21 protein-coding genes are annotated in these 19,740 nt (G+C 57.3%); 17 read left to right on the top strand and 4 right to left on the bottom strand.

Features of this window, described 5'->3' with window-relative positions; all coding sequences use genetic code 11:
- Positions 1 to 67: 67 nt before the first annotated feature.
- From AC2FIZ_RS17420 to rplQ, 8 genes are all read left to right on the top strand, one after another.
- A complete protein-coding gene (locus tag AC2FIZ_RS17420; protein ID WP_496690418.1) occupies positions 68 to 928 on the top strand; it encodes a hypothetical protein in 861 nt (286 codons plus the stop codon).
- A 153-nt stretch (positions 929 to 1,081) separates the two neighbouring features.
- A complete protein-coding gene (rplO, locus tag AC2FIZ_RS17415) occupies positions 1,082 to 1,555 on the top strand; it encodes a 50S ribosomal protein L15 (RefSeq protein WP_142639772.1) in 474 nt (157 codons plus the stop codon).
- Between the two features lie 109 nt (positions 1,556 to 1,664).
- Positions 1,665 to 3,029 carry a preprotein translocase subunit SecY gene (gene secY / locus AC2FIZ_RS17410; RefSeq protein ID WP_271951986.1) on the top strand — a complete coding sequence of 455 codons (1,365 nt, stop codon included), beginning with the start codon at positions 1,665 to 1,667 and terminating at the stop codon, positions 3,027 to 3,029.
- Positions 3,026 to 3,670: an adenylate kinase gene (locus tag AC2FIZ_RS17405; protein WP_142639768.1), complete on the top strand. Its 645-nt coding sequence runs from the start codon at positions 3,026 to 3,028 to the stop codon at positions 3,668 to 3,670. Before secY ends, AC2FIZ_RS17405 begins: the two co-directional genes overlap by 4 nt.
- A 200-nt stretch (positions 3,671 to 3,870) precedes the next feature.
- A complete protein-coding gene (gene rpsM, locus AC2FIZ_RS17400) occupies positions 3,871 to 4,239 on the top strand; it encodes a 30S ribosomal protein S13 (protein WP_142639766.1) in 369 nt (122 codons plus the stop codon).
- A gap of 14 nt (positions 4,240 to 4,253) precedes the next feature.
- Entirely contained in the window at positions 4,254 to 4,643 is a 390-nt protein-coding gene (gene rpsK, locus AC2FIZ_RS17395; protein ID WP_037311698.1) for a 30S ribosomal protein S11, read from the top strand.
- A 115-nt stretch (positions 4,644 to 4,758) separates the two neighbouring features.
- Entirely contained in the window at positions 4,759 to 5,775 is a 1,017-nt protein-coding gene (locus AC2FIZ_RS17390) for a DNA-directed RNA polymerase subunit alpha (protein ID WP_281995981.1), read from the top strand.
- 118 nt (positions 5,776 to 5,893) lie between these two features.
- Positions 5,894 to 6,316, top strand: a complete 423-nt coding sequence (gene rplQ / locus AC2FIZ_RS17385) for a 50S ribosomal protein L17 (protein ID WP_142639761.1) — start codon at positions 5,894 to 5,896, stop codon at positions 6,314 to 6,316.
- A 104-nt stretch (positions 6,317 to 6,420) separates the two neighbouring features.
- Here the strand turns inward: rplQ and AC2FIZ_RS17380 are convergent, their stop codons facing one another.
- Positions 6,421 to 7,020: a TetR/AcrR family transcriptional regulator gene (locus AC2FIZ_RS17380; protein WP_496690416.1), complete on the bottom strand. Its 600-nt coding sequence runs from the start codon at positions 7,018 to 7,020 to the stop codon at positions 6,421 to 6,423.
- Between the two features lie 657 nt (positions 7,021 to 7,677).
- Here AC2FIZ_RS17380 and AC2FIZ_RS17375 point away from each other — a divergent pair.
- The 9 genes from AC2FIZ_RS17375 to AC2FIZ_RS17335 all read left to right on the top strand — a co-directional run bounded on the left by AC2FIZ_RS17375 (position 7,678) and on the right by AC2FIZ_RS17335 (position 17,640).
- Positions 7,678 to 9,060, top strand: a complete 1,383-nt coding sequence (locus AC2FIZ_RS17375) for a trypsin-like peptidase domain-containing protein (RefSeq protein ID WP_281973751.1) — start codon at positions 7,678 to 7,680, stop codon at positions 9,058 to 9,060.
- Positions 9,061 to 9,064: 4 nt separating this feature from the next.
- Complete coding sequence (locus AC2FIZ_RS17370; protein WP_281973750.1) at positions 9,065 to 10,378, top strand: replication-associated recombination protein A; 1,314 nt, start codon at positions 9,065 to 9,067, stop codon at positions 10,376 to 10,378.
- A 109-nt stretch (positions 10,379 to 10,487) separates the two neighbouring features.
- The gene (locus AC2FIZ_RS17365; RefSeq protein WP_281973760.1) at positions 10,488 to 11,531 is read left to right on the top strand and encodes an RluA family pseudouridine synthase; all 1,044 of its coding nucleotides are present in this window, start codon (positions 10,488 to 10,490) and stop codon (positions 11,529 to 11,531) included.
- Positions 11,528 to 12,199, top strand: a complete 672-nt coding sequence (locus AC2FIZ_RS17360) for an HAD-IA family hydrolase (RefSeq protein ID WP_496791408.1) — start codon at positions 11,528 to 11,530, stop codon at positions 12,197 to 12,199. The genes AC2FIZ_RS17365 and AC2FIZ_RS17360 overlap by 4 nt, the downstream gene beginning before the upstream one ends.
- 4 nt (positions 12,200 to 12,203) lie before the next feature.
- Positions 12,204 to 12,911 carry an ATP12 family chaperone protein gene (locus AC2FIZ_RS17355; RefSeq protein ID WP_281973748.1) on the top strand — a complete coding sequence of 236 codons (708 nt, stop codon included), beginning with the start codon at positions 12,204 to 12,206 and terminating at the stop codon, positions 12,909 to 12,911.
- Positions 12,912 to 13,117: 206 nt separating this feature from the next.
- Positions 13,118 to 14,134, top strand: coding sequence for an amino acid ABC transporter substrate-binding protein (locus AC2FIZ_RS17350; RefSeq protein WP_142639749.1), 1,017 nt, complete (start codon positions 13,118 to 13,120; stop codon positions 14,132 to 14,134).
- 127 nt (positions 14,135 to 14,261) lie between these two features.
- Positions 14,262 to 15,530, top strand: a complete 1,269-nt coding sequence (locus tag AC2FIZ_RS17345) for an amino acid ABC transporter permease (protein ID WP_282027693.1) — start codon at positions 14,262 to 14,264, stop codon at positions 15,528 to 15,530.
- A 1-nt stretch (position 15,531) separates the two neighbouring features.
- Positions 15,532 to 16,836, top strand: coding sequence for an amino acid ABC transporter permease (locus AC2FIZ_RS17340; RefSeq protein WP_142639745.1), 1,305 nt, complete (start codon positions 15,532 to 15,534; stop codon positions 16,834 to 16,836).
- 12 nt (positions 16,837 to 16,848) lie between these two features.
- Positions 16,849 to 17,640, top strand: a complete 792-nt coding sequence (locus tag AC2FIZ_RS17335; RefSeq protein WP_142639743.1) for an amino acid ABC transporter ATP-binding protein — start codon at positions 16,849 to 16,851, stop codon at positions 17,638 to 17,640.
- A 47-nt stretch (positions 17,641 to 17,687) separates the two neighbouring features.
- Here AC2FIZ_RS17335 and AC2FIZ_RS17330 read toward each other — a convergent pair whose 3' ends face one another.
- The 3 genes from AC2FIZ_RS17330 to argB are packed head-to-tail and all read right to left on the bottom strand — an operon-like array spanning position 17,688 to position 19,740.
- Complete coding sequence (locus AC2FIZ_RS17330) at positions 17,688 to 18,185, bottom strand: SixA phosphatase family protein (RefSeq protein WP_271951999.1); 498 nt, start codon at positions 18,183 to 18,185, stop codon at positions 17,688 to 17,690.
- Entirely contained in the window at positions 18,182 to 18,856 is a 675-nt protein-coding gene (locus tag AC2FIZ_RS17325) for a ferredoxin (protein ID WP_496690414.1), read from the bottom strand. Before AC2FIZ_RS17325 ends, AC2FIZ_RS17330 begins: the two co-directional genes overlap by 4 nt.
- A 20-nt stretch (positions 18,857 to 18,876) precedes the next feature.
- On the bottom strand, positions 18,877 to 19,740 hold the full coding sequence (argB, locus tag AC2FIZ_RS17320; protein ID WP_142639737.1) for an acetylglutamate kinase: 864 nt from the start codon (positions 19,738 to 19,740) through the stop codon (positions 18,877 to 18,879).

The raw sequence follows: 19,740 nt of genomic DNA, 5'->3' as shown, positions 1-19,740 counted from the left end.
GGTGAAATTGCTCACTCTGCATTGTGGATCGTTTGGAAATTTTCCATGAGAATTATTAGAGGGGGCTATGTCCCAACAACGCGATGACGAGGCTGACACAGTGCGAGACTACCAGATCGGCATGTTGTGGGTGGATGGCCCGCTGAGCTTTCTCGAGCAGCTCTGCATCAAATCCTATCTGGATGCCGGTCAATCCGTTCGCCTCTACACCTATGGGAATGTCTCCGGGATACCTGAAGGTGTGGATACCCGCGATGCGCGCGATGTGATGCCTGGCACAGAATTCATTGCGCATAGCCGTACTGGTAGCCCGGCGCCGCATTCGGACAAGTTCCGATACCGCATGTTGGCGCAGGAGCCCGATTTGATATGGGCGGATACGGACGCCTATTGCATGCGTCCATTCACAACGGAGACTGGGCATTTTTACGGAATGCTCGAAGGAGAGATTGCGATCGGCGTATTGGGCATTCCGTCAGACAGCCCGGCGCTGGATCTGCTCATCGAATATACAACGGACCCATATCGGATTCCGCCATGGCTGCCCAAACGATATCAGGAACCCCTTCGTGCGGCACAGGATGCAGGTGATCCGATCAATGTGCCCGCGCAATATTGGGGCGCATGGGGTCCGTCAGCCTTTGCCTGGGCTTTACGGCAAACCGGCGAACACCAATTTGTTCTGCCTGAGCATGTGTTCTATCCGGTGAACTTTACCAGACGGCGCGCTTTGGCACGCCCAAACGCCGATTTATCCAGGTTCTTCCACGAGGACACAGTTTCAATTCACTTTTATGGTCGCCGGATGCGTTCGATCCTGAGGAACAGGTATAATGGCCTGCCAGATCCAGACAGCCTGGTGGGTAAGCTTCTGGCCAAACACCGGATTAATCCACTGGACGCGCCAATCCAAAATGCTGAAGGCTAGACAGTTTGGGTGTTGTTCACTTCAAAACTTGCATCCTCAGCCACAAAGCTGTATCGGGCTCCGGTGGCGTACTGCGCCGCAAGAATCAAAACCAAGAAATGCCGTGTTTGACCCATCACGCTTCGGGGTCATTTCCGGCGAAGGAGAAGCGAAATGAAACTGAATGAATTGCGCGACAACCCAGGCGCCACACCGAAACGGACCCGCGTCGGCCGTGGTCCCGGTTCCGGTAAAGGTAAAATGGGTGGCCGTGGTATCAAAGGTCAGAAATCCCGTTCGGGTGTGGCCATCAATGGCTACGAAGGTGGCCAGATGCCGCTGTACCAACGCCTGCCCAAGCGTGGCTTTAACAAGCCGAACCGCAAGGCGTTTGCCGTTATCAACCTGGGCCTGATCCAGAAATTCGTCGACGCCGGTAAGCTGGACGCCAAAGCCGCGATCACCGAGGACGCACTGGTTGCATCCGGTCTGGTTCGCCGTAAACTGGACGGTATCCGCGTTCTGGCCAAAGGCGAAATCAGCGCCAAGGTGACCCTGGAAGTAACTGGTGCTTCGAAAGCTGCCGTTGAGGCAGTCGAAAAAGCGGGCGGTTCACTGACGGTCACAAAAGCCGCTGCGGCAGAGTAAGCGCTTGTGAGCGGGCCAAGACCCGCTTACATAGACCTCAGAGTTTTCCAAGACGCCGCCCGAGCCGGAAAACGGTTCCGGGCGGTGTTTTCATAAGAGAGACCGATTTATGGTATCAGCAGCAGAACAAATGGCAGCCAACACTAGCTGGGCTGCTTTGGGCAAAGCCACCGATCTGCGCAACCGCATCCTGTTCACACTGGGTTTGTTGATCGTCTATCGCCTGGGCACTTTTATACCGGTGCCGGGGATCGACGGACAGGCCCTGCGTGAGTTCATGGAGCAAGCGGGGCAGGGCATCGGCGGTATGGTTTCGATGTTCACCGGCGGGGCGCTTGGGCGGATGGGTATCTTTGCCCTCGGCATCATGCCTTACATCTCGGCCTCGATCATCATTCAGCTGCTGACCTCGATGGTTCCCGCGCTCGAACAGCTCAAGAAAGAGGGCGAGCAGGGTCGTAAGAAGATCAACCAATATACCCGTTTCGGCACCGTGGCGCTGGCCACCGTTCAGGCCTATGGCTTGGCCGTTTCGCTGGAGTCGGGCGATCTGGCGACTGATCCGGGCCTCTATTTCCGTCTGTCGACTATGATTACACTGGTTGGCGGCACCATGTTCCTGATGTGGCTGGGTGAGCAGATCACCGCGCGCGGCATCGGCAACGGTATCTCTCTGATTATTTTCGTTGGCATCATCGCCGAGGTTCCGGCAGCGTTGGCTCAGTTCTTCGCAAGTGGCCGCAGCGGCGCAATCAGCCCCGCAGTAATCATCGGGGTGATCGTCATGGTCATCGCCGTGATCACCTTTGTGGTGTTCATGGAGCGCGCTTTGCGCAAGATCCATATTCAATACCCGCGCCGTCAGGCCGGTATGAAGATCTATGAAGGCGGCTCGAGCCACTTGCCGGTCAAAGTGAACCCGGCTGGCGTTATCCCGGCGATCTTTGCCAGCTCTTTGCTATTGCTGCCGGTGACGATCTCAACCTTCTCATCGGGTGCGACCAACGGGCCGATCATGTCCTGGCTGCTGGCCAATTTTGGACCTGGTCAGCCTCTGTACCTGCTGTTCTTTGCCTCGATGATCGTATTCTTTGCTTATTTCTACACGTTCAACGTGTCGTTCAAACCGGATGACGTGGCGGATAACCTGAAAAAGCAGAACGGTTTTGTGCCGGGTATCCGTCCGGGTAAGAAAACAGCCGAGTATCTGGAATACGTGGTCAACCGCGTACTGGTTCTGGGTTCGGCTTATCTGGCGGCGGTTTGTCTGTTGCCTGAAATCCTGCGGGGCCAGTTTGCCATTCCGTTCTATTTCGGTGGTACTTCGGTTCTGATTATCGTCTCTGTGACCATGGATACGATCCAACAGGTTCAGAGCCACCTGCTGGCGCATCAATACGAAGGGCTTATCGAAAAGTCCCAACTGCGCGGGAAGGGTAAGAAACGCGGCAGGAAGGGACCCGCTCGTCGATGAACATCATTCTTCTGGGCCCCCCGGGGGCGGGTAAAGGAACGCAAGCGCGTCATCTTGTTGAAACACGCGGCATGGTGCAGCTGAGCACCGGAGACATGCTGCGCGAAGCCAAAACCTCGGGCACCGAGATGGGCCTGAAGGTCGCAGCCATCATGGATGCCGGCAAGCTGGTCACCGATGAGATTGTCATCGGCCTGATCGAAGAGAAGCTGACCACCGAAACCGGTGCCGGTTTCATCTTTGACGGTTTTCCCCGCACATTGGCACAAGCCGACGCATTGGCGGCTTTGCTGACCAAGCTGGGCCAGTCACTGCACACTGTGATCGAGATGCGGGTGGATGACGATGCCCTGGTGGATCGGATCACCGCACGTTCGACCTGTTCGGGCTGTGGCGAAGTTTATAATGACAAGACCAAGCCGATCCCGGCAGATGGTCGCTGCACCAACTGTGGTGAGCAAAAAGAGTTCACGCGTCGCGCCGACGACAACGAAGACAGCCTGCGCACGCGGTTGATGGAGTACTACAAAAAGACGTCGCCGCTGATTGGTTATTACTACGCCAAAGGCGATCTTCGCCCGGTCAATGGGTTGGCCGATATCAAGGAAGTGACTGCGTCGATCGAGGCCGTACTCGGCTAGCTCCAATATGGCCTTGACGCCAAGCGCAAAAGCCCATATCGACCCCCATCCCTAAAGGGAATCAAGATCGCAGGCAGGATTCGTCCTAACTGCCCCGACCACCTCGAATAATACTGGGCCCTCTGGCGTCACTGCCACGGTCAAGTGTTGTGAAAAAAGGTTCCGGAGCTACGGAACCGCAACAAAAAGGAAAGTGACACGTGGCACGTATTGCCGGCGTAAACATCCCGACTGCAAAGCGGGTACCTATCGCCCTCACATATATCACCGGTATCGGCAACACCTCGGCGCAGGCCATCTGCGAAGCCGTAGGCATTGAAGCGCACCGTCGCGTCAATGAGCTGTCGGATTCCGAAGTTCTGGCCATCCGTGAACATATCGACGCTAACTTCACCGTTGAAGGTGACCTGCGTCGTGAAGTTCAGATGAACGTCAAGCGCCTGATGGATCTGGGCTGCTATCGCGGTCTGCGCCATCGTCGTAACCTGCCCGTTCGCGGTCAGCGTACTCACACCAACGCTCGTACCCGCAAAGGCCCCGCAAAGGCCATTGCCGGTAAGAAGAAATAAGGGGGGTCTGACTGATGGCACGCGAAAAGACTCGTACCAAGAAAAAAGAGCGCAAGAATATCGCATCGGGCGTCGCCCATGTGAATTCGACCTTCAACAACACCAAGATCCTGATCTCGGACGTGCAAGGCAACGCCATTGCATGGTCGTCGGCCGGGACCATGGGTTTCAAAGGGTCGCGTAAATCTACTCCGTATGCTGCTCAGATGGCTGCGGAAGACGCAGGCAAGAAAGCACAGGATCACGGCGTCAAGACGCTGGAAGTCGAAGTTCAGGGCCCCGGTTCGGGTCGTGAATCGGCTCTGCGTGCATTGGCTGCAGTGGGCTTCAACATCACGTCGATCCGTGACGTGACCCCGATCGCTCACAATGGTTGCCGTCCGCCGAAGCGCCGCCGCGTCTAAGCGAATTAGAATTGAGCTGGGGCCCGCATTTTCGCACGGCCCCAGCACGTCATTTTGAACCTCGGGCGTCTGCACCTTGTTGGTCATGGGGCGCGGACAGGAATGGAGGGATTACATGATCCACAAGAATTGGGCAGAATTGATCAAGCCAACCCAGCTGGAAAGCAAGCCGGGCAACGACCCCGCGCGCCAGGCAACGCTGGTTGCAGAACCGCTGGAGCGTGGCTTTGGTCTGACTCTGGGCAACGCCCTGCGCCGCGTTCTGATGAGCTCGCTGCAAGGTGCGGCCATCACCAGCGTTCAGATCGACAACGTCCTGCACGAATTCAGTTCGGTTGCAGGCGTGCGTGAAGACGTCACCGACATCATTTTGAACCTTAAGCAAGTCGCCCTGCGCATGGAGGTCGAAGGCCCCAAGCGTCTGTCGATCAATGCTAAAGGCCCGGCAATCGTCACCGCAGGCGACATCAGCGAAAGCGCTGGCATCGAGGTTCTGAACCGCGATCACGTCATCTGTCACCTGGATGATGGTGCCGACCTGTTCATGGAACTGACCGTCAACACCGGTAAGGGCTATGTCTCGGCTGAAAAGAACAAACCAGAAGACGCACCTATCGGCCTGATCCCGATCGACGCGATCTATTCGCCGGTTAAAAAGGTCGCCTATGATGTTCAGCCGACGCGTGAAGGTCAGGTTCTAGACTATGACAAGCTGACCCTGAAGATTGAGACTGACGGTTCGATCACCCCCGAGGACGCGTTGGCCTATGCCGCACGCATCCTGCAGGATCAGCTGTCGATCTTCGTCAACTTCGATGAGCCGGAAGCGGCTGGTCGTCAGGACGAGGATGATGGTCTGGAGTTCAACCCGCTGCTGCTGAAGAAAGTAGATGAGTTGGAACTGTCGGTCCGTTCGGCAAACTGCCTGAAGAACGACAATATCGTCTACATTGGCGATCTGATCCAGAAGACCGAAGCCGAGATGCTGCGCACCCCGAACTTCGGCCGCAAGTCGCTGAACGAGATCAAAGAAGTGCTGTCCGGCATGGGTCTGCACCTCGGCATGGATGTCGAGGACTGGCCGCCCGACAACATCGAAGATCTGGCGAAGAAATTCGAAGACGCGTTTTAAGCGCGTCTTCCCCAATACCCGGGCTGCCGGGGAATGTAAGGGCGATCATGCCCCAAGGAGAGCCGGTGACACGCATCGCCGGCCAGACAAAGCAAAACGCTGAAGAAGGAACTAGAAAATGCGTCACGCACGTGGTTACCGCCGCCTGAATCGTACTCATGAGCACCGTAAGGCTCTGTTTGCGAACATGGCTGGCTCGCTCATCGAACATGAGCAGATCAAAACAACTCTGCCCAAGGCAAAAGAACTGCGCCCGATCGTTGAAAAACTGATCACTCTGGGCAAGCGCGGCGACCTGCACGCCCGTCGTCAGGCCGCATCGCAGCTGAAAGAAGACAAAGACGTCGCAAAGCTGTTCGAAATCCTGGGCCCCCGTTACGCCGAGCGTCAGGGCGGTTATGTCCGGATCCTGAAAGCAGGCTTCCGCTATGGCGACATGGCCCCGATGGCGATCATCGAATTCGTTGACCGCGATCTGGACGCCAAAGGCGCTGCAGACAAAGCGCGTACCGCCGCCGAAGAGGCCGCAGACGAAGAATAAGAAAGCTTGGCTTTCATGTGAAAACCCCCGTGTCTCGGACGCGGGGGTTTTTCTTATGGAGCCAGTCGCAAGTCCGCTCTGCTCATGGTATGTGTCAGCTTTAGTCAGGGCCCGAGAAGCGTTTGCAAATGTCTGGTTGCTGCTTCTGCGCGCCTTGCCAATGTTCCCGGATCGGGCTTTTCTGTGCGCCCGATCGCGCGCTGGATCTGAAGATCACCAATCAACAATCCCAAATACAAATCAACCACGTCCGATATATCGTTGCTGACTAGCTCTCCATTGGTTCTGGCAGCTTCAAAAAGCTGTGCCAGGAGAGGGGAAATCGTTTCCCGACCTGCCTCTGACAAGGCTTTACCTAGTTGGCCGGTTGCGTCAGCTGCGGCCGCGCGATTCAGAGAAACTGCCTTCTCGCCCAATATGATTTCCAGCAATACCGGCCCAAAGGCGTCGAGTGTTTCGATCGAGGCTTCACGCTGTGCAAGCGCGTTTTCAAGCAACGTTTTTGCTTCCGCAGCGTTTCGTGACACCATGGTGCGGAACAAGCCAAGCTTATCGCCATACCAGTTGTAAAGCGTTTCGTTTGAGCAGCGGGCACGTTTGGCGATGCTCAGCATCGAAGTTCCCGCGAAACCTTTTTCTGCGAGCAGTTCATAAGCCGCTGTTTCGATCTGTTCCTGCCGGGCAGTGCGTAGGTGATCTTTCAATCTGGCCTCCTGAATGGTGTTGACACTCAGCCGTACATCGGGTTACGGCTTAACGCAACCGTACACTTTGTTACGGAAAAAGGAGGCGAATTTGATTTATGAGAAAGATCGGGCGGCCAATGCTGCTTTGTTGACACTTATCGTTTTGCAGATCGTTATGCTGAGTGCTCTCTATGCCGGAGTACCGCCACATCCGCCCACAGTTACACCACTGTTTGGGATCGCGCCTTTTATTGGGGCCGCACTCAGCGCAGCCTGCGCTGCGATCCTCCTTGGCGCCACGGAAACAAAGGCCGGCATATGCCTGACACTTTTAGCGGCACTTCTTGCTTCGGTTTCCTTCGGACCGCAAAAGTACGCAGACGCGCAGTTTCCCCTGATCTGGCCCGCAGTACTCGTAGGGCAGGGGGCCATACTTACGCTTGTCGTTTTGGCATACAGATCGGTTCGCTTGAAACCGAGACAGCTCAACTAATACCTATCCGTCTGACTATGAACGTCGTAGTCAGGCGGTCGGACATGTCAAATGTGGCTGGACTGGCTTTACCTCGTCAGGGTGGTGATGGCTGAAGTCTGGCAGAAACTCCAATACCGCGCTTGCAAACCCAGACATCGCGCCGCATATCCAAAACAGTCCAAAAATTTTCGGGAACTATGATGCTTCGCGCCACGGCCTTCGCTTTATCGCTTTTGTCTGCCTCTGCCGCGGCGGAAACCAGGGTGCCACGTTCTCAGGCCGAAATCAGCCTAGGGTTTGCGCCGGTGGTGAAACAGGCCGCGCCAGCTGTGGTGAATATCTACGCCAAGATCGTGCGCGAAGGGCGCTCGAATTCACTGTTCTCTGACCCGTTCTTTCAGGATTTCTTTGGCGGCGGCTTTGGTGAGCCGCGACCGCGCGTTCAGAACTCGTTGGGATCGGGCGTGATCCTGACGGATGACGGCTATGTGGTCTCAAACTACCATGTCGTGGGTTCGGCGACCGAAATACGGGTCGTCACGACGGACCGGCGCGAGTTTTCGGCCGAGGTGGTTCTGGGCGATCAGGAAAGCGACATCGCCATTCTACGTCTGAAAGATGCCGAGGCGTTGCCTTCGATCGACATGCGGGATTCCGATTTGGTTGAGGTAGGTGAACTGGCTCTGGCCATCGGCAACCCGTTCGGCGTCGGGCAGACGGTATCATCGGGCATTATCTCGGGGTTGGCGCGGACCGGTACGGCCACGGGCAATGCGCGGGGCTATTTCATTCAGACGGATGCGGCGATCAATCCCGGCAATTCGGGCGGGGCGCTGATCGATGTGAACGGTGATCTGATTGGCATCAACACCTCGATCCTGACACGTTCTGGAGGATCGAACGGGATCGGCTTTGCCATCCCTGCCAATCTGGTTGCCGAATTCCTGCGGCAAGCCCAGGCCGGCAATGACAGTTTTGTCAGCCCCTGGGCCGGAATGGCCGGGCAGCACATGAGCGCGGATATCGCTGAGTCTCTGGGCTTGGTCATCCCGCAGGGTGTGGTGATTTCGGATCTCCATGCGCTCAGCCCGTTGGCCGAGGCAGGGTTGCAGGTTGGGGACGTCGTGACCCATGTCGACGGGGATGAGGTGAACTCGCCGGCAGAGATGAAATTCCGCATGTCAGTGGCCGGTGTGGGCGGCACGTCGGTGGTGACGCGACTGCGCGGCGAGGACCGAGCTGAACTTGAGGTCGCTTTGGTCAAAGCGCCCGAGGTTCCGGCAGCGGAAGTGACGACGCTGAACGATGAAACCGTGATGCCAGGCCTGACCGTGTCGCGGATCAACCCTGCTGTTATCGCGCGGCTGGGGCTTTTGCTGTCGCAGACGGGGGTGGTTGTGGTCGACGCGGGCCGCTATGGCGGTCGGTCCGGGCTGCGTCCGGGCGATGTGGTCGATGGGATAAACGGCGCGCGGGTCGAGCGACCTGCTGATGTCGTGAAGGCGCTGACCGATCCGGGGCGTCGGATCAATCTGGATATCCTCAGGGGCGGCCGGCCGGTTTCCTTGCGGTTCAGGCTGTGACCGGATGAGTGACCTTTTCGATACCGGGTCATCTGACCCTGCGCCGCCTGTACATCGCCCGCTGGCCGACAGATTGCGCCCGCAAACGCTGGCCGAGGTGATCGGGCAGGAACAGGTGTTGGGCCCGGATGCGCCTTTGGGCGTGATGCTGGCCTCGGGCAGTCTGTCGAGCCTGATATTCTGGGGGCCGCCCGGCGTCGGCAAGACCACGATCGCGCGGCTTCTAGCGCAAGAGACGGACCTGCATTTTGTGCAGATCAGTGCCATCTTTACTGGTGTTCCCGACCTGAAGAAAGTGTTCGAAGCTGCGAAGATCCGGCGTCAGAACGGGCAGGGGACGTTGCTGTTTGTTGACGAAATCCATCGCTTCAACAAGGCGCAGCAGGACGGGTTTCTGCCGCATATGGAGGATGGTACGATCCTCCTGGTCGGGGCGACCACGGAAAATCCATCGTTCGAGTTGAACGCCGCTGTGCTCAGTCGGGCACAAGTGCTGGTGCTGGAACGGCTCAGCCTGGCTGATCTTGAGCGTCTGACGCAGCGCGCTGAACAGGAATTGGACCGCGGGTTGCCGTTGGACCCTGCGGCCCGTGATGCGCTGCAGGAAATGGCCGATGGTGACGGGCGCGCGCTGTTGAACCTGATCGAGCAGGTTGCCGCGTGGAAAGTTGAGGGCCCGCTGGACCTTGAAGCCCTGTCGACCCGGCTCATGCGCCGTGCCGCGAAATACGACAAATCTGGAGATGAGCATTACAACCTGATCTCGGCCCTGCACAAATCGGTGCGAGGATCCGACCCCGATGCCGCCCTGTACTGGTTCGCGCGAATGCTGACAGGAGGCGAGGACCCAAGGTATTTGGCGCGCCGGATCACGCGAATGGCGGTCGAGGACATTGGTCTGGCTGATCCGCAGGCTCAGGCGATCTGTCTGCAGTCCTGGGAAACCTATGAGCGGCTGGGCAGTCCCGAAGGCGAGTTGGCTTTGGCGCAGGCGCTGGTCTATCTGGCTCTGGCTCCGAAATCGAACGGGGCCTATGTGGGCTACAAGGCAGCGATGCGCCTGGCCAAGCAATCAGGAAGTGAGCCGCCGCCCAAACATATTCTGAATGCACCAACCTCTTTGATGAAAGATCAGGGTTATGGTGCGGGCTATGCTTATGATCACGATGCCGAGGATGGGTTTTCTGGGCAGAACTACTTTCCCGAGTCCATATCGCGCCCTGTTCTCTATCAACCTGTCGAGCGTGGGTTTGAACGTGAGCTGAAGAAACGGTTGGACTACTTTGCCAAGCTGCGTTCGCAACGGAAACCAGACTAGCACCGGCTTGACTCTTTGGCCGATGCGCGCGACAGACGCGCATGTTTTCTGGGACAATGTTTACAGCGTGGTCCGGGCGGGTCTGCCGCGCGGCGCAAGGGGCAATGGCATGAGTGGCGTGCAGATGATTACGGTTGCGGATGGGGATGGCGATCAGCGGGTGGACCGCTGGCTGCGGCGTCTGTTTCCGCATGTCAGCCAGGGGCGCATCGAGAAAATGTGCCGCAAGGGCGAACTGCGTGTGGATGGCGGACGGGCCAAGGCCTCGACCCGGCTTGAGGTCGGCCAGGTTGTACGCGTGCCACCTCTGCCGGATGCGGACCACAAACCGGTCGAGGTGAAACCGCGGATCACAGATGCGGATGCCGAGATGATGCAGGCTTGCGTGATTTATCGCGATGATCACGTGATCGCGCTGAACAAACCGCAAGGCTTGCCGGTGCAAGGCGGCAGCGGCCAGACCCGGCATGTGGACGGCCTGTCCGAGGCGCTGCGCTTTGGATATGACGAAAACCCCCGATTGGTGCACCGACTGGACAAGGATACCTCGGGCGTGCTGTTGCTGGCCCGCACACGCGAGGCCGCCAAAGCACTGACCGCCGCTTTCCGTCACCGGGACACGCGCAAGATATATTGGGCCCTGGTCGCTGGGGTGCCGACCCCTTATCTGGGCGAGATCAAGACCGGTTTGGTCAAGGCCCCGGGCCATGGCAGCCAGGGCGAGGGCGAAAAGATGATCCCCGTTCATCTGAACGAAATCAACGACACGCCAGGCGCGAAGCGGGCCCATACACTTTACGCTACGCTATACCGCGTGGCTGGACGCGCCGCCTGGGTCGCGATGGAGCCGATCACCGGCCGCACCCATCAGTTGCGTGCGCATATGGCAGCGATTGGGCACCCAATCATCGGGGATGGAAAATACGGCGGTTCGGGTCAAGAGAACCTTGGCGATGGCTGGGGTGCGCAGTTGGGCGGTGTGATCAGCAAAAAGCTGCACCTGCATGCACGGCAGGCTTCGTTTCAGCACCCGGTGACGCGTAAGAAGATCACTGTTACCGCACCCTTGCCTGATCATATGAAACACAGCTGGGACACATTCGGATGGGCCGAAGACCTGGCTGCGGATGATCCGTTCGAGTCTTTGCAATGAGCAGACCCTTGCGTCTGGTACTATTTGATGTGGACGGTACCCTGGTCGATAGCCAGGGCAGCATTATCGCGGCCATGACCGCCAGCTTTGATGCCTTGTCTCTTCCGGTACCGGATAGGGCGGGGATCTTGTCCATAGTCGGATTATCTCTGCCACAAGCCATGGCACAGTTGGTGCCCGAGTGTTCTGCTGTGGATCAGGCGCGGTTGGTAGAGGGCTATAAACAGGCCTATCACGCACATCGGCTGGAACAGGGAATGGCCAGTTCGCCGCTCTACCCCGGAGCCCGTGAGGTTATCGAGGCACTGCATGCAATCCCCGAGATGTTGCTGGGCGTGGCGACAGGCAAATCGCATCGTGGTCTGGATGCTTTGATCGAAGGTCACGGTCTGCAAGGCTATTTCGTGACCCGGCAGGTCGCAGATCACCACCCGTCAAAACCGCATCCTTCGATGATCGACACGGCTAGGGCCGAAACCTGCGTCGATGCGGTTGATACTGTCATGATCGGGGATACCCGATTCGACATGGATATGGCCGCCGCCGCCGGTGTCACGGGAATTGGCGTCACCTGGGGGTATCACGAACGGCCTGCCCTGGCCGCTGCCTCTCGTATTATCGAAACGTTTGACCAGTTGCCGGGCGCACTGGACGATATCTGGACCTGAAGACATGAGTGACTGGAAACCGAAACGATTTTGGACTGCATGTCAGGTGGTCGAGGCCGATGGCGGATTTACGGTCGAACTGGACGGTCGTCGGGTCAAAACACCTGCGCGGGCCGGACTGATCCTGCCGACCTTGCCGATGGCTCAGGCCGTTGCGGCCGAATGGGACGCGCAGGAAGAACAGGTTGACCCAGGGACGATGCCCTACACGCGTTCGGCCAATGCAGCCATCGACAAGGTACTGATTCAGCACGCCGAAGTTGCAGACATGCTGGCCGATTATGGCGATTCGGATTTGCTGTGCTATCGCGCCGCTCACCCGCAAGAGTTGCAGCAGCGGCAAGCTGAGCAGTGGGACCCGGTGTTGGACTGGGCCGCGGAAGCCATGTCGGTTCGCCTGCAGCCCGTCACAGGTATCCTGCATCAGCCGCAAGACGTGGCGGCGCTGGATCAGTTGCGCCGGCGAGTGCATGATTTCAACAACTTCCAACTGGCTGCCTTCCACGATCTGGTCAGCCTTTCGGGCTCGTTGATCCTTGGGTTTGCGGCCACTTCCGATTGGTGTGATGCGCAAGAGATCTGGCGGATTTCGCGGTTGGACGAGCAGTGGCAAATCGAACAATGGGGCCATGACGACGAGGCGCATGAAGCAGCCGAAGTCAAACGTTCTGCCTTTTTACACGCTAAACGCTTCTACGACGTCTCTGATTGATCTTAGATTTCTGAATTTTTACCGCTCTGATGGACATCTGTGAGTTGATCCATCGTTTTCCCTGATCCGACCCTTGACGTTTGTTTATGAATGCGACCAAACTCGTGCGCACTAAAGGGGAGACACCTTTGGGGAAACCTTTCTGGTACCTGAGGTGCCGGATAGAACCGTCCCTGAACGGGATGGACAATCAGGAAGAGGTAAAAATGAAAAAATCCGTAATCTTGGGCGCGGCCACAGTTGCCGGTCTGGCCGCAGGCGCAGCCATGGCGGGAACCGTGGACGACGTCAAGGCGCGCGGTAAGCTGAACTGCGGTGTGACCACCGGTCTGGTCGGCTTTGCCGCGCCCGACGCAAATGGTGAATGGCAGGGCTTTGACGTTTCGTTGTGCCGCGCCGTTGCCGCTGCGGTTCTGGGTGACGCAAGCGCCGTTGAATTCGTTCCGACCACAGGTAAGACACGCTTTACCGCGCTGGCTTCGGGCGAAATCGACATGCTGGCCCGGAACACCACCTGGACCTTCAGCCGCGACGTAGACCTGAAGTTCGAATTCGTCGGTGTAAACTATTACGACGGTCAGGGCTTTATGGTTCCCAAAGCGCTGGGCGTAAGCTCGGCCAAGGAACTGGACGGCGCGACTGTCTGCATCCAGACCGGCACCACCACCGAGCTGAACCTTGCGGATTTCTTCCGCTCGAACAACATCAGCTACGAGCCGGTTCCGATCGAAACCAACGCAGAAGCGCAGCAGCAGTATCTGGCTGGCGCATGTGACGTCTACACCACCGACGCATCGGGCCTGGCCGCAACTCGCGCCACGTTCGAAAACCCCGGTGATCACATCCTGCTGCCCGAAATCATCTCGAAAGAGCCGCTGGGCCCGCTGGTCCGTCATGGCGACCACGAGTGGGGCGACGTTGTTCGCTGGACACTGAACGCACTGGTTTCGGCTGAAGAGCTGGGTGTGACCTCGGCGAACATCGACGAGATGTCTGCTGGCACCGACAACCCCGAAGTGAACCGTCTGCTGGGCAGCGAAGGCACTCTGGGTGAGATGCTGGGTCTGGACGCACAGTGGGCAATGCGCGCTATCAAGGCGGGTGGTAACTATGGTGAGGTCTTTGCCAAGAACATCGGTGAAGAAACGCCAATCGGTCTGGCACGCGGCCTGAACGGTCAGTGGACCGATGGCGGCCTGCTGTACTCGCCGCCGTTCCGCTAATATCCATTGAAGAGGGCGCAGTTCATCCTGCGCCCTTTTTCAATCCATAAGAAACAGTCCCGGTTAGATTGAACAGAGATCAACTCTGTCTGCGAATAACGGGATGACACGGGGATATACATAGGTCATGTCGACTCTCACTGACCCGCCAAAGGAGCAGTTCCGGCTGTCCATGCTCCTTTACGATACGCGGTACCGATCTGCGACCATCCAGGTCATTGCAATGATCGGTTTCATGCTTTTGGCAGCCTGGATCATTTCCAACACCATTCAGAACCTCGAAGCACTTGGTAAACCCGTAGAATTCGGGTTCTTCGGCGAACCTGCAAGTTACGATATCAACCAACGCCTGCTGGAATACGATTCTCGAGACAGCCACTTGCGTGCTGGGTTTATCGGATTGCTTAACACACTTGTTGTTGCAGTTCTCGGCTGTATCACGGCGACAATTATCGGTGTTTTCGTTGGTGTATTACGACTTTCCAACAACTGGTTGATCGCGCGGATCATGACTGTTTATGTCGAGATGTTCCGTAACGTGCCTGTGCTGCTTTGGATCGTTCTGGCTATGGCCATTCTGATCGAAGGTTTACCGGCACCCAATGCATTCCGAGGCGAAACCCCGACGGCCACGATGGATTTTTTCAACTCTGTCGCCGTCACCAATCGCGGTGTCTATATCCCAGAGCTCCTGTTTTCACGCAGTCTTGGCGATATCCACTTGTTTGGTGCGTCCAGCTTACGCTTCGACATTTCATTGGATCTGGTCGCCTTTCTGGTCGTTTTGGCGGGCAGCATTTTTGTGATGCGCAAAGTATCCGCTAATGCCGCTGCAAAACAGGAAGCAACTGGTGATCGCCCAACCATCTGGCACATTCAGTTGGCTATACTGTTTGTGCCGATGTTGATCCTGCTGACTGCGTTGGGATTCCATTTGGGATACCCGGAACTGAAAGGGTTCAACTTCAAAGGCGGCACCCATTTGCGGAACTCGCTTATCGCATTGTGGTTGGCCCTGTCCCTTTACACTGCAGCTTTCATCGCTGAGATCGTGCGGGCCGGAATTCTCGCCATTTCCAAGGGGCAGACCGAGGCCGCCGCCGCGCTGGGTATACGCCCGAGCCGGATTATGCGTCTGGTGATCCTGCCGCAAGCGTTGCGCGTGATCATCCCGCCAATGATCTCGAACTACCTGAACCTGACCAAGAACTCGTCTCTGGCGATTGCGGTGGGATATATGGATATCACAGGTACCCTGGGTGGCATCACCATGAACCAAACCGGCCGCGAGCTGGAATGCGTTCTACTGCTGATGCTGGTCTATCTGTGCATCTCGCTGAGCATCTCGGCAGTGATGAACTGGTACAACAATAGTGTCAAATTGGTGGAGCGGTAATATGAGTGATGTTTCATTTGTCCGCGCGGAAATGTTGCCGGAGAAAGCGCCACCAGCGTCCGAAGTGGGAATAGTAGGTTGGGTTAAGCACAATCTGTTTTCTGGTTGGTTCAATTCGATCCTGACTTTGGTTTCGCTCTATGCGATCTACTATGTGTTGTCGGGCGTTCTGCCATGGACGTTCCAATCCGTCTGGAATGCCAATTCACTGACTGAGTGCCGTGAGATCATGATGGCAACCTGGGGAGACACCCATGGTCATGCTTGCTGGGCTGTCATCAATGATCGCTGGCTGCAGCTGTTGTTCGGATTCTACCCGAGCCATCTGTACTGGCGGCCGATTCTGGCGCTTGTTCTGTTGCTGGTTGCGCTGGCACCAGTGCTGTATTCGGACCGTGTTCCGAGCAAGTTGCTGATCTTTAGCGCGATCTACCCCTTCCTGATGCCTTGGTTGATGTGGGGTGGTACCATCTGGGGGCCATTGTCGGCGGCACTTGGATTTGTTGCCGGCTGGGCCGTCTACACCGTCGTCAGCAAGCAACAAAGCGAATTGCTCGGGATGATCGGTGGTGCAGTGGCTGCATTGATCTGGTGGCTGTTTCTATCGAGCTACTTCGTTGGTGCCATGGATTCGATCCTGCCGATCGGTATCGAAGCCGTGCAAAGTCGTCAGTTCGGTGGTTTCATGCTGGCGATCCTGCTGGGTGTTGTGGCCATCGGTGTCTCGCTGCCGATTGGTATCGTGTTGGCGCTGGGCCGTCAGTCGGACCTTCTTATCGTCAAATACATGTGTGTGGGCTTTATCGAGTTCATTCGCGGCGTACCGCTGATCACGCTACTGTTCGTGGCCTCGCTGCTGTTGAACCTGTTCCTGCCACCAGGCACCAATTTTGACATCATCCTGCGGGTGATGATCATGATGACCCTGTTCTCAGCCGCCTATATGGCCGAAGTGATCCGGGGTGGCCTGGCTGCATTGCCACGCGGTCAGTACGAGGGCGCCGACAGTTTGGGCCTGAACTACTGGCAGGCACAGCGTTTGATCATCATGCCGCAAGCCCTGAAAATCTCAATTCCGGGCATCGTGAGCACATTCATCGGGATCTTCAAGGATACGGTTCTGGTGTCGATCATCGGACTGTTCGACGTGCTTGGCCTTGCCAACGCGATCCGCGCTGATACCGCTTGGAACGGCATCTACTGGGAACTGTTCGCTTTTATCGGCGCGCTGTTCTTCGTCGTCTGCTTCTCCATGTCCCGTTATTCCATGTATCTGGAGCGCAAGCTTCAGACTGGCCATCGTTAAGGAGTTCAACACATGTCTGAACTTGCAATAGACCGCGAAATCGACCGATCCAAGATGCAGGTGAGCGACGAGGTCGCCATCGAAATCAACAACATGAACAAGTGGTATGGGTCTTTCCATGTGCTGCGCGACATCAATTTGACCGTCAATCAGGGCGAGAGGATTGTTATCGCGGGGCCGTCAGGGTCGGGTAAGTCCACCCTGATCCGCTGTCTGAACGCGCTGGAGGAACACCAGCAAGGCACGATCATGGTGGATGGGACGGAACTGTCGAATGACCTGAAAAACATCGACAAGATCCGGTCCGAGGTCGGGATGGTGTTCCAGCACTTCAACCTCTTCCCGCATCTGACCATTCTGGAAAACTGTACGCTGGCCCCGATCTGGGTGCGCAAGACGCCCAGGAAAGAGGCTGAAGAGCGTGCGATGCACTTCCTAGAGAAGGTGAAAATCCCAGAACAGGCCGACAAGTATCCTGGTCAGCTTTCGGGTGGTCAGCAGCAGCGTGTGGCGATTGCCCGTTCGCTCTGCATGATGCCGCGGATCATGTTGTTCGATGAACCTACATCGGCGCTGGACCCTGAGATGATCAAAGAGGTGCTCGACACTATGATCGAGCTGGCCGAAGAAGGCATGACCATGCTTTGTGTGACCCACGAGATGGGTTTTGCCCGTCAGGTCGCCAACCGCGTGATCTTTATGGATGCCGGTCAGATTGTGGAACAGAACGAACCAGAAGAGTTCTTCAACAACCCACAAAGCGAGCGGACCAAGCTGTTCCTGAGCCAGATTTTGGGTCACTGATCCCGATCGGAAGAACCATGAAAGGCGGGGTTTTTGCCCCGCCTTTTTTACTCCGGCAACTCGCGTGGAATGACGAACCCCAAGACATCCCCACTGTGCCACCGAAGCGCGGCCCAGGAGTTGATCTCGAACTGTATGACTGTTGTTGCGCAGGTCGGGTAGTCATCGAAACGGCCGTGATCTGGCGCCTGCCGCACAAGCTGTCTGGCGAATTCAGCGATCCCGGGGTTGTGGCCCAGCATCAGCACGGTTTGGCCAGAAGCCTGCGACAGGGCCCGCATCATGAGATCGGGACCGGCCAGATACAGCGAGCGTTCGAACTGGATCAGATCGGCCTGCAGCCCCATTCGATCCCACGTCTCGCGGGTTCTGAGGGCGGTAGAGCTGAGCACCTCATTCGGTAGCCAGCCATTCCTGAGTAGCCAGCCGGACACAGCAGGTGCCGAGCAGCGTCCACGTTTGTTCAGTGGCCGATCATGATCGCTGAGCGTCGGCTCATCCCAACTGGATTTGGCATGGCGGGTCAGGATCAGAGTGCGAGTCATGACGGGTGAAAAGACCTCATGTGGTGGGCGGACTGTTCTGGGTCCCGCCTGGCCCCGGGGCTGAGAGGGCAGGCCAGGCGCGCAAGGCAGCCACCGGTCATGCAGGTTTGGCCCTGCTCTGTGTTCAGATGCCCGTGGCAGGCCTCAACGTCATAGAAGCTGTGGGTGTTCAGGGCCCCGACTGGGCAGGTCTGAGCGCAAGGGGCATCGCATGTAACACAGGGCGATGAATTATGGGCACCGGGAATCTCGAATTCCTGATCAAAATGCAGCGCGCCGCGATACGAGATCATCATACCGACCGTGTCATGCACCAAGGCGCCAACCGGGCTGCTGAATGTACGCCCCGATTTCAGCGCCCAGTCGATAAACGGCACATAGGGTGGGCCACCGAATGGGAAATAGGCTTGACCCCCCAAATCCTGCGCCATCTGATTGACGACGCGGTACGACCACCGGTCAACAGGGTCGGGACCTTGCCATTCAGGGGCTGATTTCAAAACAGGCCAGAACGTGGGCCCTGCACCTAGCAGGATCAGGGTGCCGCTGTCCAATTGCTTGGCATTAGCGCGCCCAGGATGTAACGCACCCATCACGATAAGCCCAACCTCAGCAGCCGCGCTGTCGACACGTTGATAAATGTTCGGGGAAGGTGCGGTTTGAACTGTCATGTCACCTCCGTCGCAGTCGATCAATCGGGTCGGATCAGCGACCCAGCTCCGTGTTCGGTGAACAGTTCCAGTAGCACCGCATTGGGCGCGCGCCCATCCAGAATGACTACGGCCCGCACCCCACTATGTAGTGCGTCCAGCGCGGTTTCGGTCTTGGGGATCATTCCGCCTGCGATGGTCCCGTCCAGGGTCATCTCGCGGATCTGACCGGCTTTTAGCTCGGTCACGACCTCTCCGGCAGCGTTCTTGACGCCTGATACGTCGGTCAGCAACAGCAGACGGTCTGCCTTCAAGGCCGAGGCGATGGCACCGGCGGCGGTGTCACCGTTGACGTTGAACGTCTCACCCTCGCGCCCGGCGCCCAGAGGCGCAATTACCGGGATCACGTCATGCGTAAACAGATCGTGCAGGATTTCGGGTTTCATCTCGGAAGGAGAGCCAACAAACCCCAGCGAGGCATCGGTTTGATCACAGATCATCAGGTTGGCGTCCTTGCCCGACAGGCCAACCGCAGTCCCTCCCTGTCCGTTGATGGCCTGAACAATGCGTTTGTTCACGAGGCCCGAGAGCACCATCTCGACCACTTCGACAGTTGCCTTGTCCGTCACACGCTTACCGTTCACGAAATCGGATTGGATATCGAGCTTGTCCAGCATCGCGTTGATCATGGGACCGCCGCCATGTACTACAACCGGGTTGATGCCCACCTGGCGCATCAGAACCACGTCACGGGCAAAGCTCTCCATCGCTTCATCGCTGCCCATGGCGTGTCCGCCCAGCTTGATGACGACAATGGCCCCGTCATAGCGCTGCAGATAGGGCAGTGCGCTGTTCAATGTGGCGGCGGTGGCGATCCAATCCCGGTTCATATCTCTTGTCTTCAT

Source organism: Ruegeria sp. CDSB022 (assembly GCF_059611145.1).
The sequence above is the reverse complement of the archived record's forward strand: the minus strand, read 5'-3'. Positions and strand labels throughout refer to the sequence as shown.

What these genes read in the sequence shown, in the direction of transcription:
- secY (WP_271951986.1), top strand. Translation starts at nt 1,665, where the DNA reads ATGGTATCAGCAGCAGAACAAATGGCAGCCAACACTAGCTGGGCTGCT.
- AC2FIZ_RS17345 (WP_282027693.1), top strand. Translation starts at nt 14,262, where the DNA reads ATGTCGACTCTCACTGACCCGCCAAAGGAGCAGTTCCGGCTGTCCATG.
- argB (WP_142639737.1), bottom strand. Translation starts at nt 19,740, where the DNA reads ATGAAGACAAGAGATATGAACCGGGATTGGATCGCCACCGCCGCCACA.
- AC2FIZ_RS17405 (WP_142639768.1), top strand. Translation starts at nt 3,026, where the DNA reads ATGAACATCATTCTTCTGGGCCCCCCGGGGGCGGGTAAAGGAACGCAA.
- AC2FIZ_RS17335 (WP_142639743.1), top strand. Translation starts at nt 16,849, where the DNA reads ATGTCTGAACTTGCAATAGACCGCGAAATCGACCGATCCAAGATGCAG.
- AC2FIZ_RS17390 (WP_281995981.1), top strand. Translation starts at nt 4,759, where the DNA reads ATGATCCACAAGAATTGGGCAGAATTGATCAAGCCAACCCAGCTGGAA.
- AC2FIZ_RS17375 (WP_281973751.1), top strand. Translation starts at nt 7,678, where the DNA reads ATGCTTCGCGCCACGGCCTTCGCTTTATCGCTTTTGTCTGCCTCTGCC.
- AC2FIZ_RS17365 (WP_281973760.1), top strand. Translation starts at nt 10,488, where the DNA reads ATGAGTGGCGTGCAGATGATTACGGTTGCGGATGGGGATGGCGATCAG.
- AC2FIZ_RS17420 (WP_496690418.1), top strand. Translation starts at nt 68, where the DNA reads ATGTCCCAACAACGCGATGACGAGGCTGACACAGTGCGAGACTACCAG.
- rplO (WP_142639772.1), top strand. Translation starts at nt 1,082, where the DNA reads ATGAAACTGAATGAATTGCGCGACAACCCAGGCGCCACACCGAAACGG.
- AC2FIZ_RS17360 (WP_496791408.1), top strand. Translation starts at nt 11,528, where the DNA reads ATGAGCAGACCCTTGCGTCTGGTACTATTTGATGTGGACGGTACCCTG.
- AC2FIZ_RS17355 (WP_281973748.1), top strand. Translation starts at nt 12,204, where the DNA reads ATGAGTGACTGGAAACCGAAACGATTTTGGACTGCATGTCAGGTGGTC.
- AC2FIZ_RS17330 (WP_271951999.1), bottom strand. Translation starts at nt 18,185, where the DNA reads ATGACTCGCACTCTGATCCTGACCCGCCATGCCAAATCCAGTTGGGAT.
- AC2FIZ_RS17370 (WP_281973750.1), top strand. Translation starts at nt 9,065, where the DNA reads ATGAGTGACCTTTTCGATACCGGGTCATCTGACCCTGCGCCGCCTGTA.
- AC2FIZ_RS17340 (WP_142639745.1), top strand. Translation starts at nt 15,532, where the DNA reads ATGAGTGATGTTTCATTTGTCCGCGCGGAAATGTTGCCGGAGAAAGCG.
- AC2FIZ_RS17325 (WP_496690414.1), bottom strand. Translation starts at nt 18,856, where the DNA reads ATGACAGTTCAAACCGCACCTTCCCCGAACATTTATCAACGTGTCGAC.
- rpsK (WP_037311698.1), top strand. Translation starts at nt 4,254, where the DNA reads ATGGCACGCGAAAAGACTCGTACCAAGAAAAAAGAGCGCAAGAATATC.
- rplQ (WP_142639761.1), top strand. Translation starts at nt 5,894, where the DNA reads ATGCGTCACGCACGTGGTTACCGCCGCCTGAATCGTACTCATGAGCAC.
- AC2FIZ_RS17350 (WP_142639749.1), top strand. Translation starts at nt 13,118, where the DNA reads ATGAAAAAATCCGTAATCTTGGGCGCGGCCACAGTTGCCGGTCTGGCC.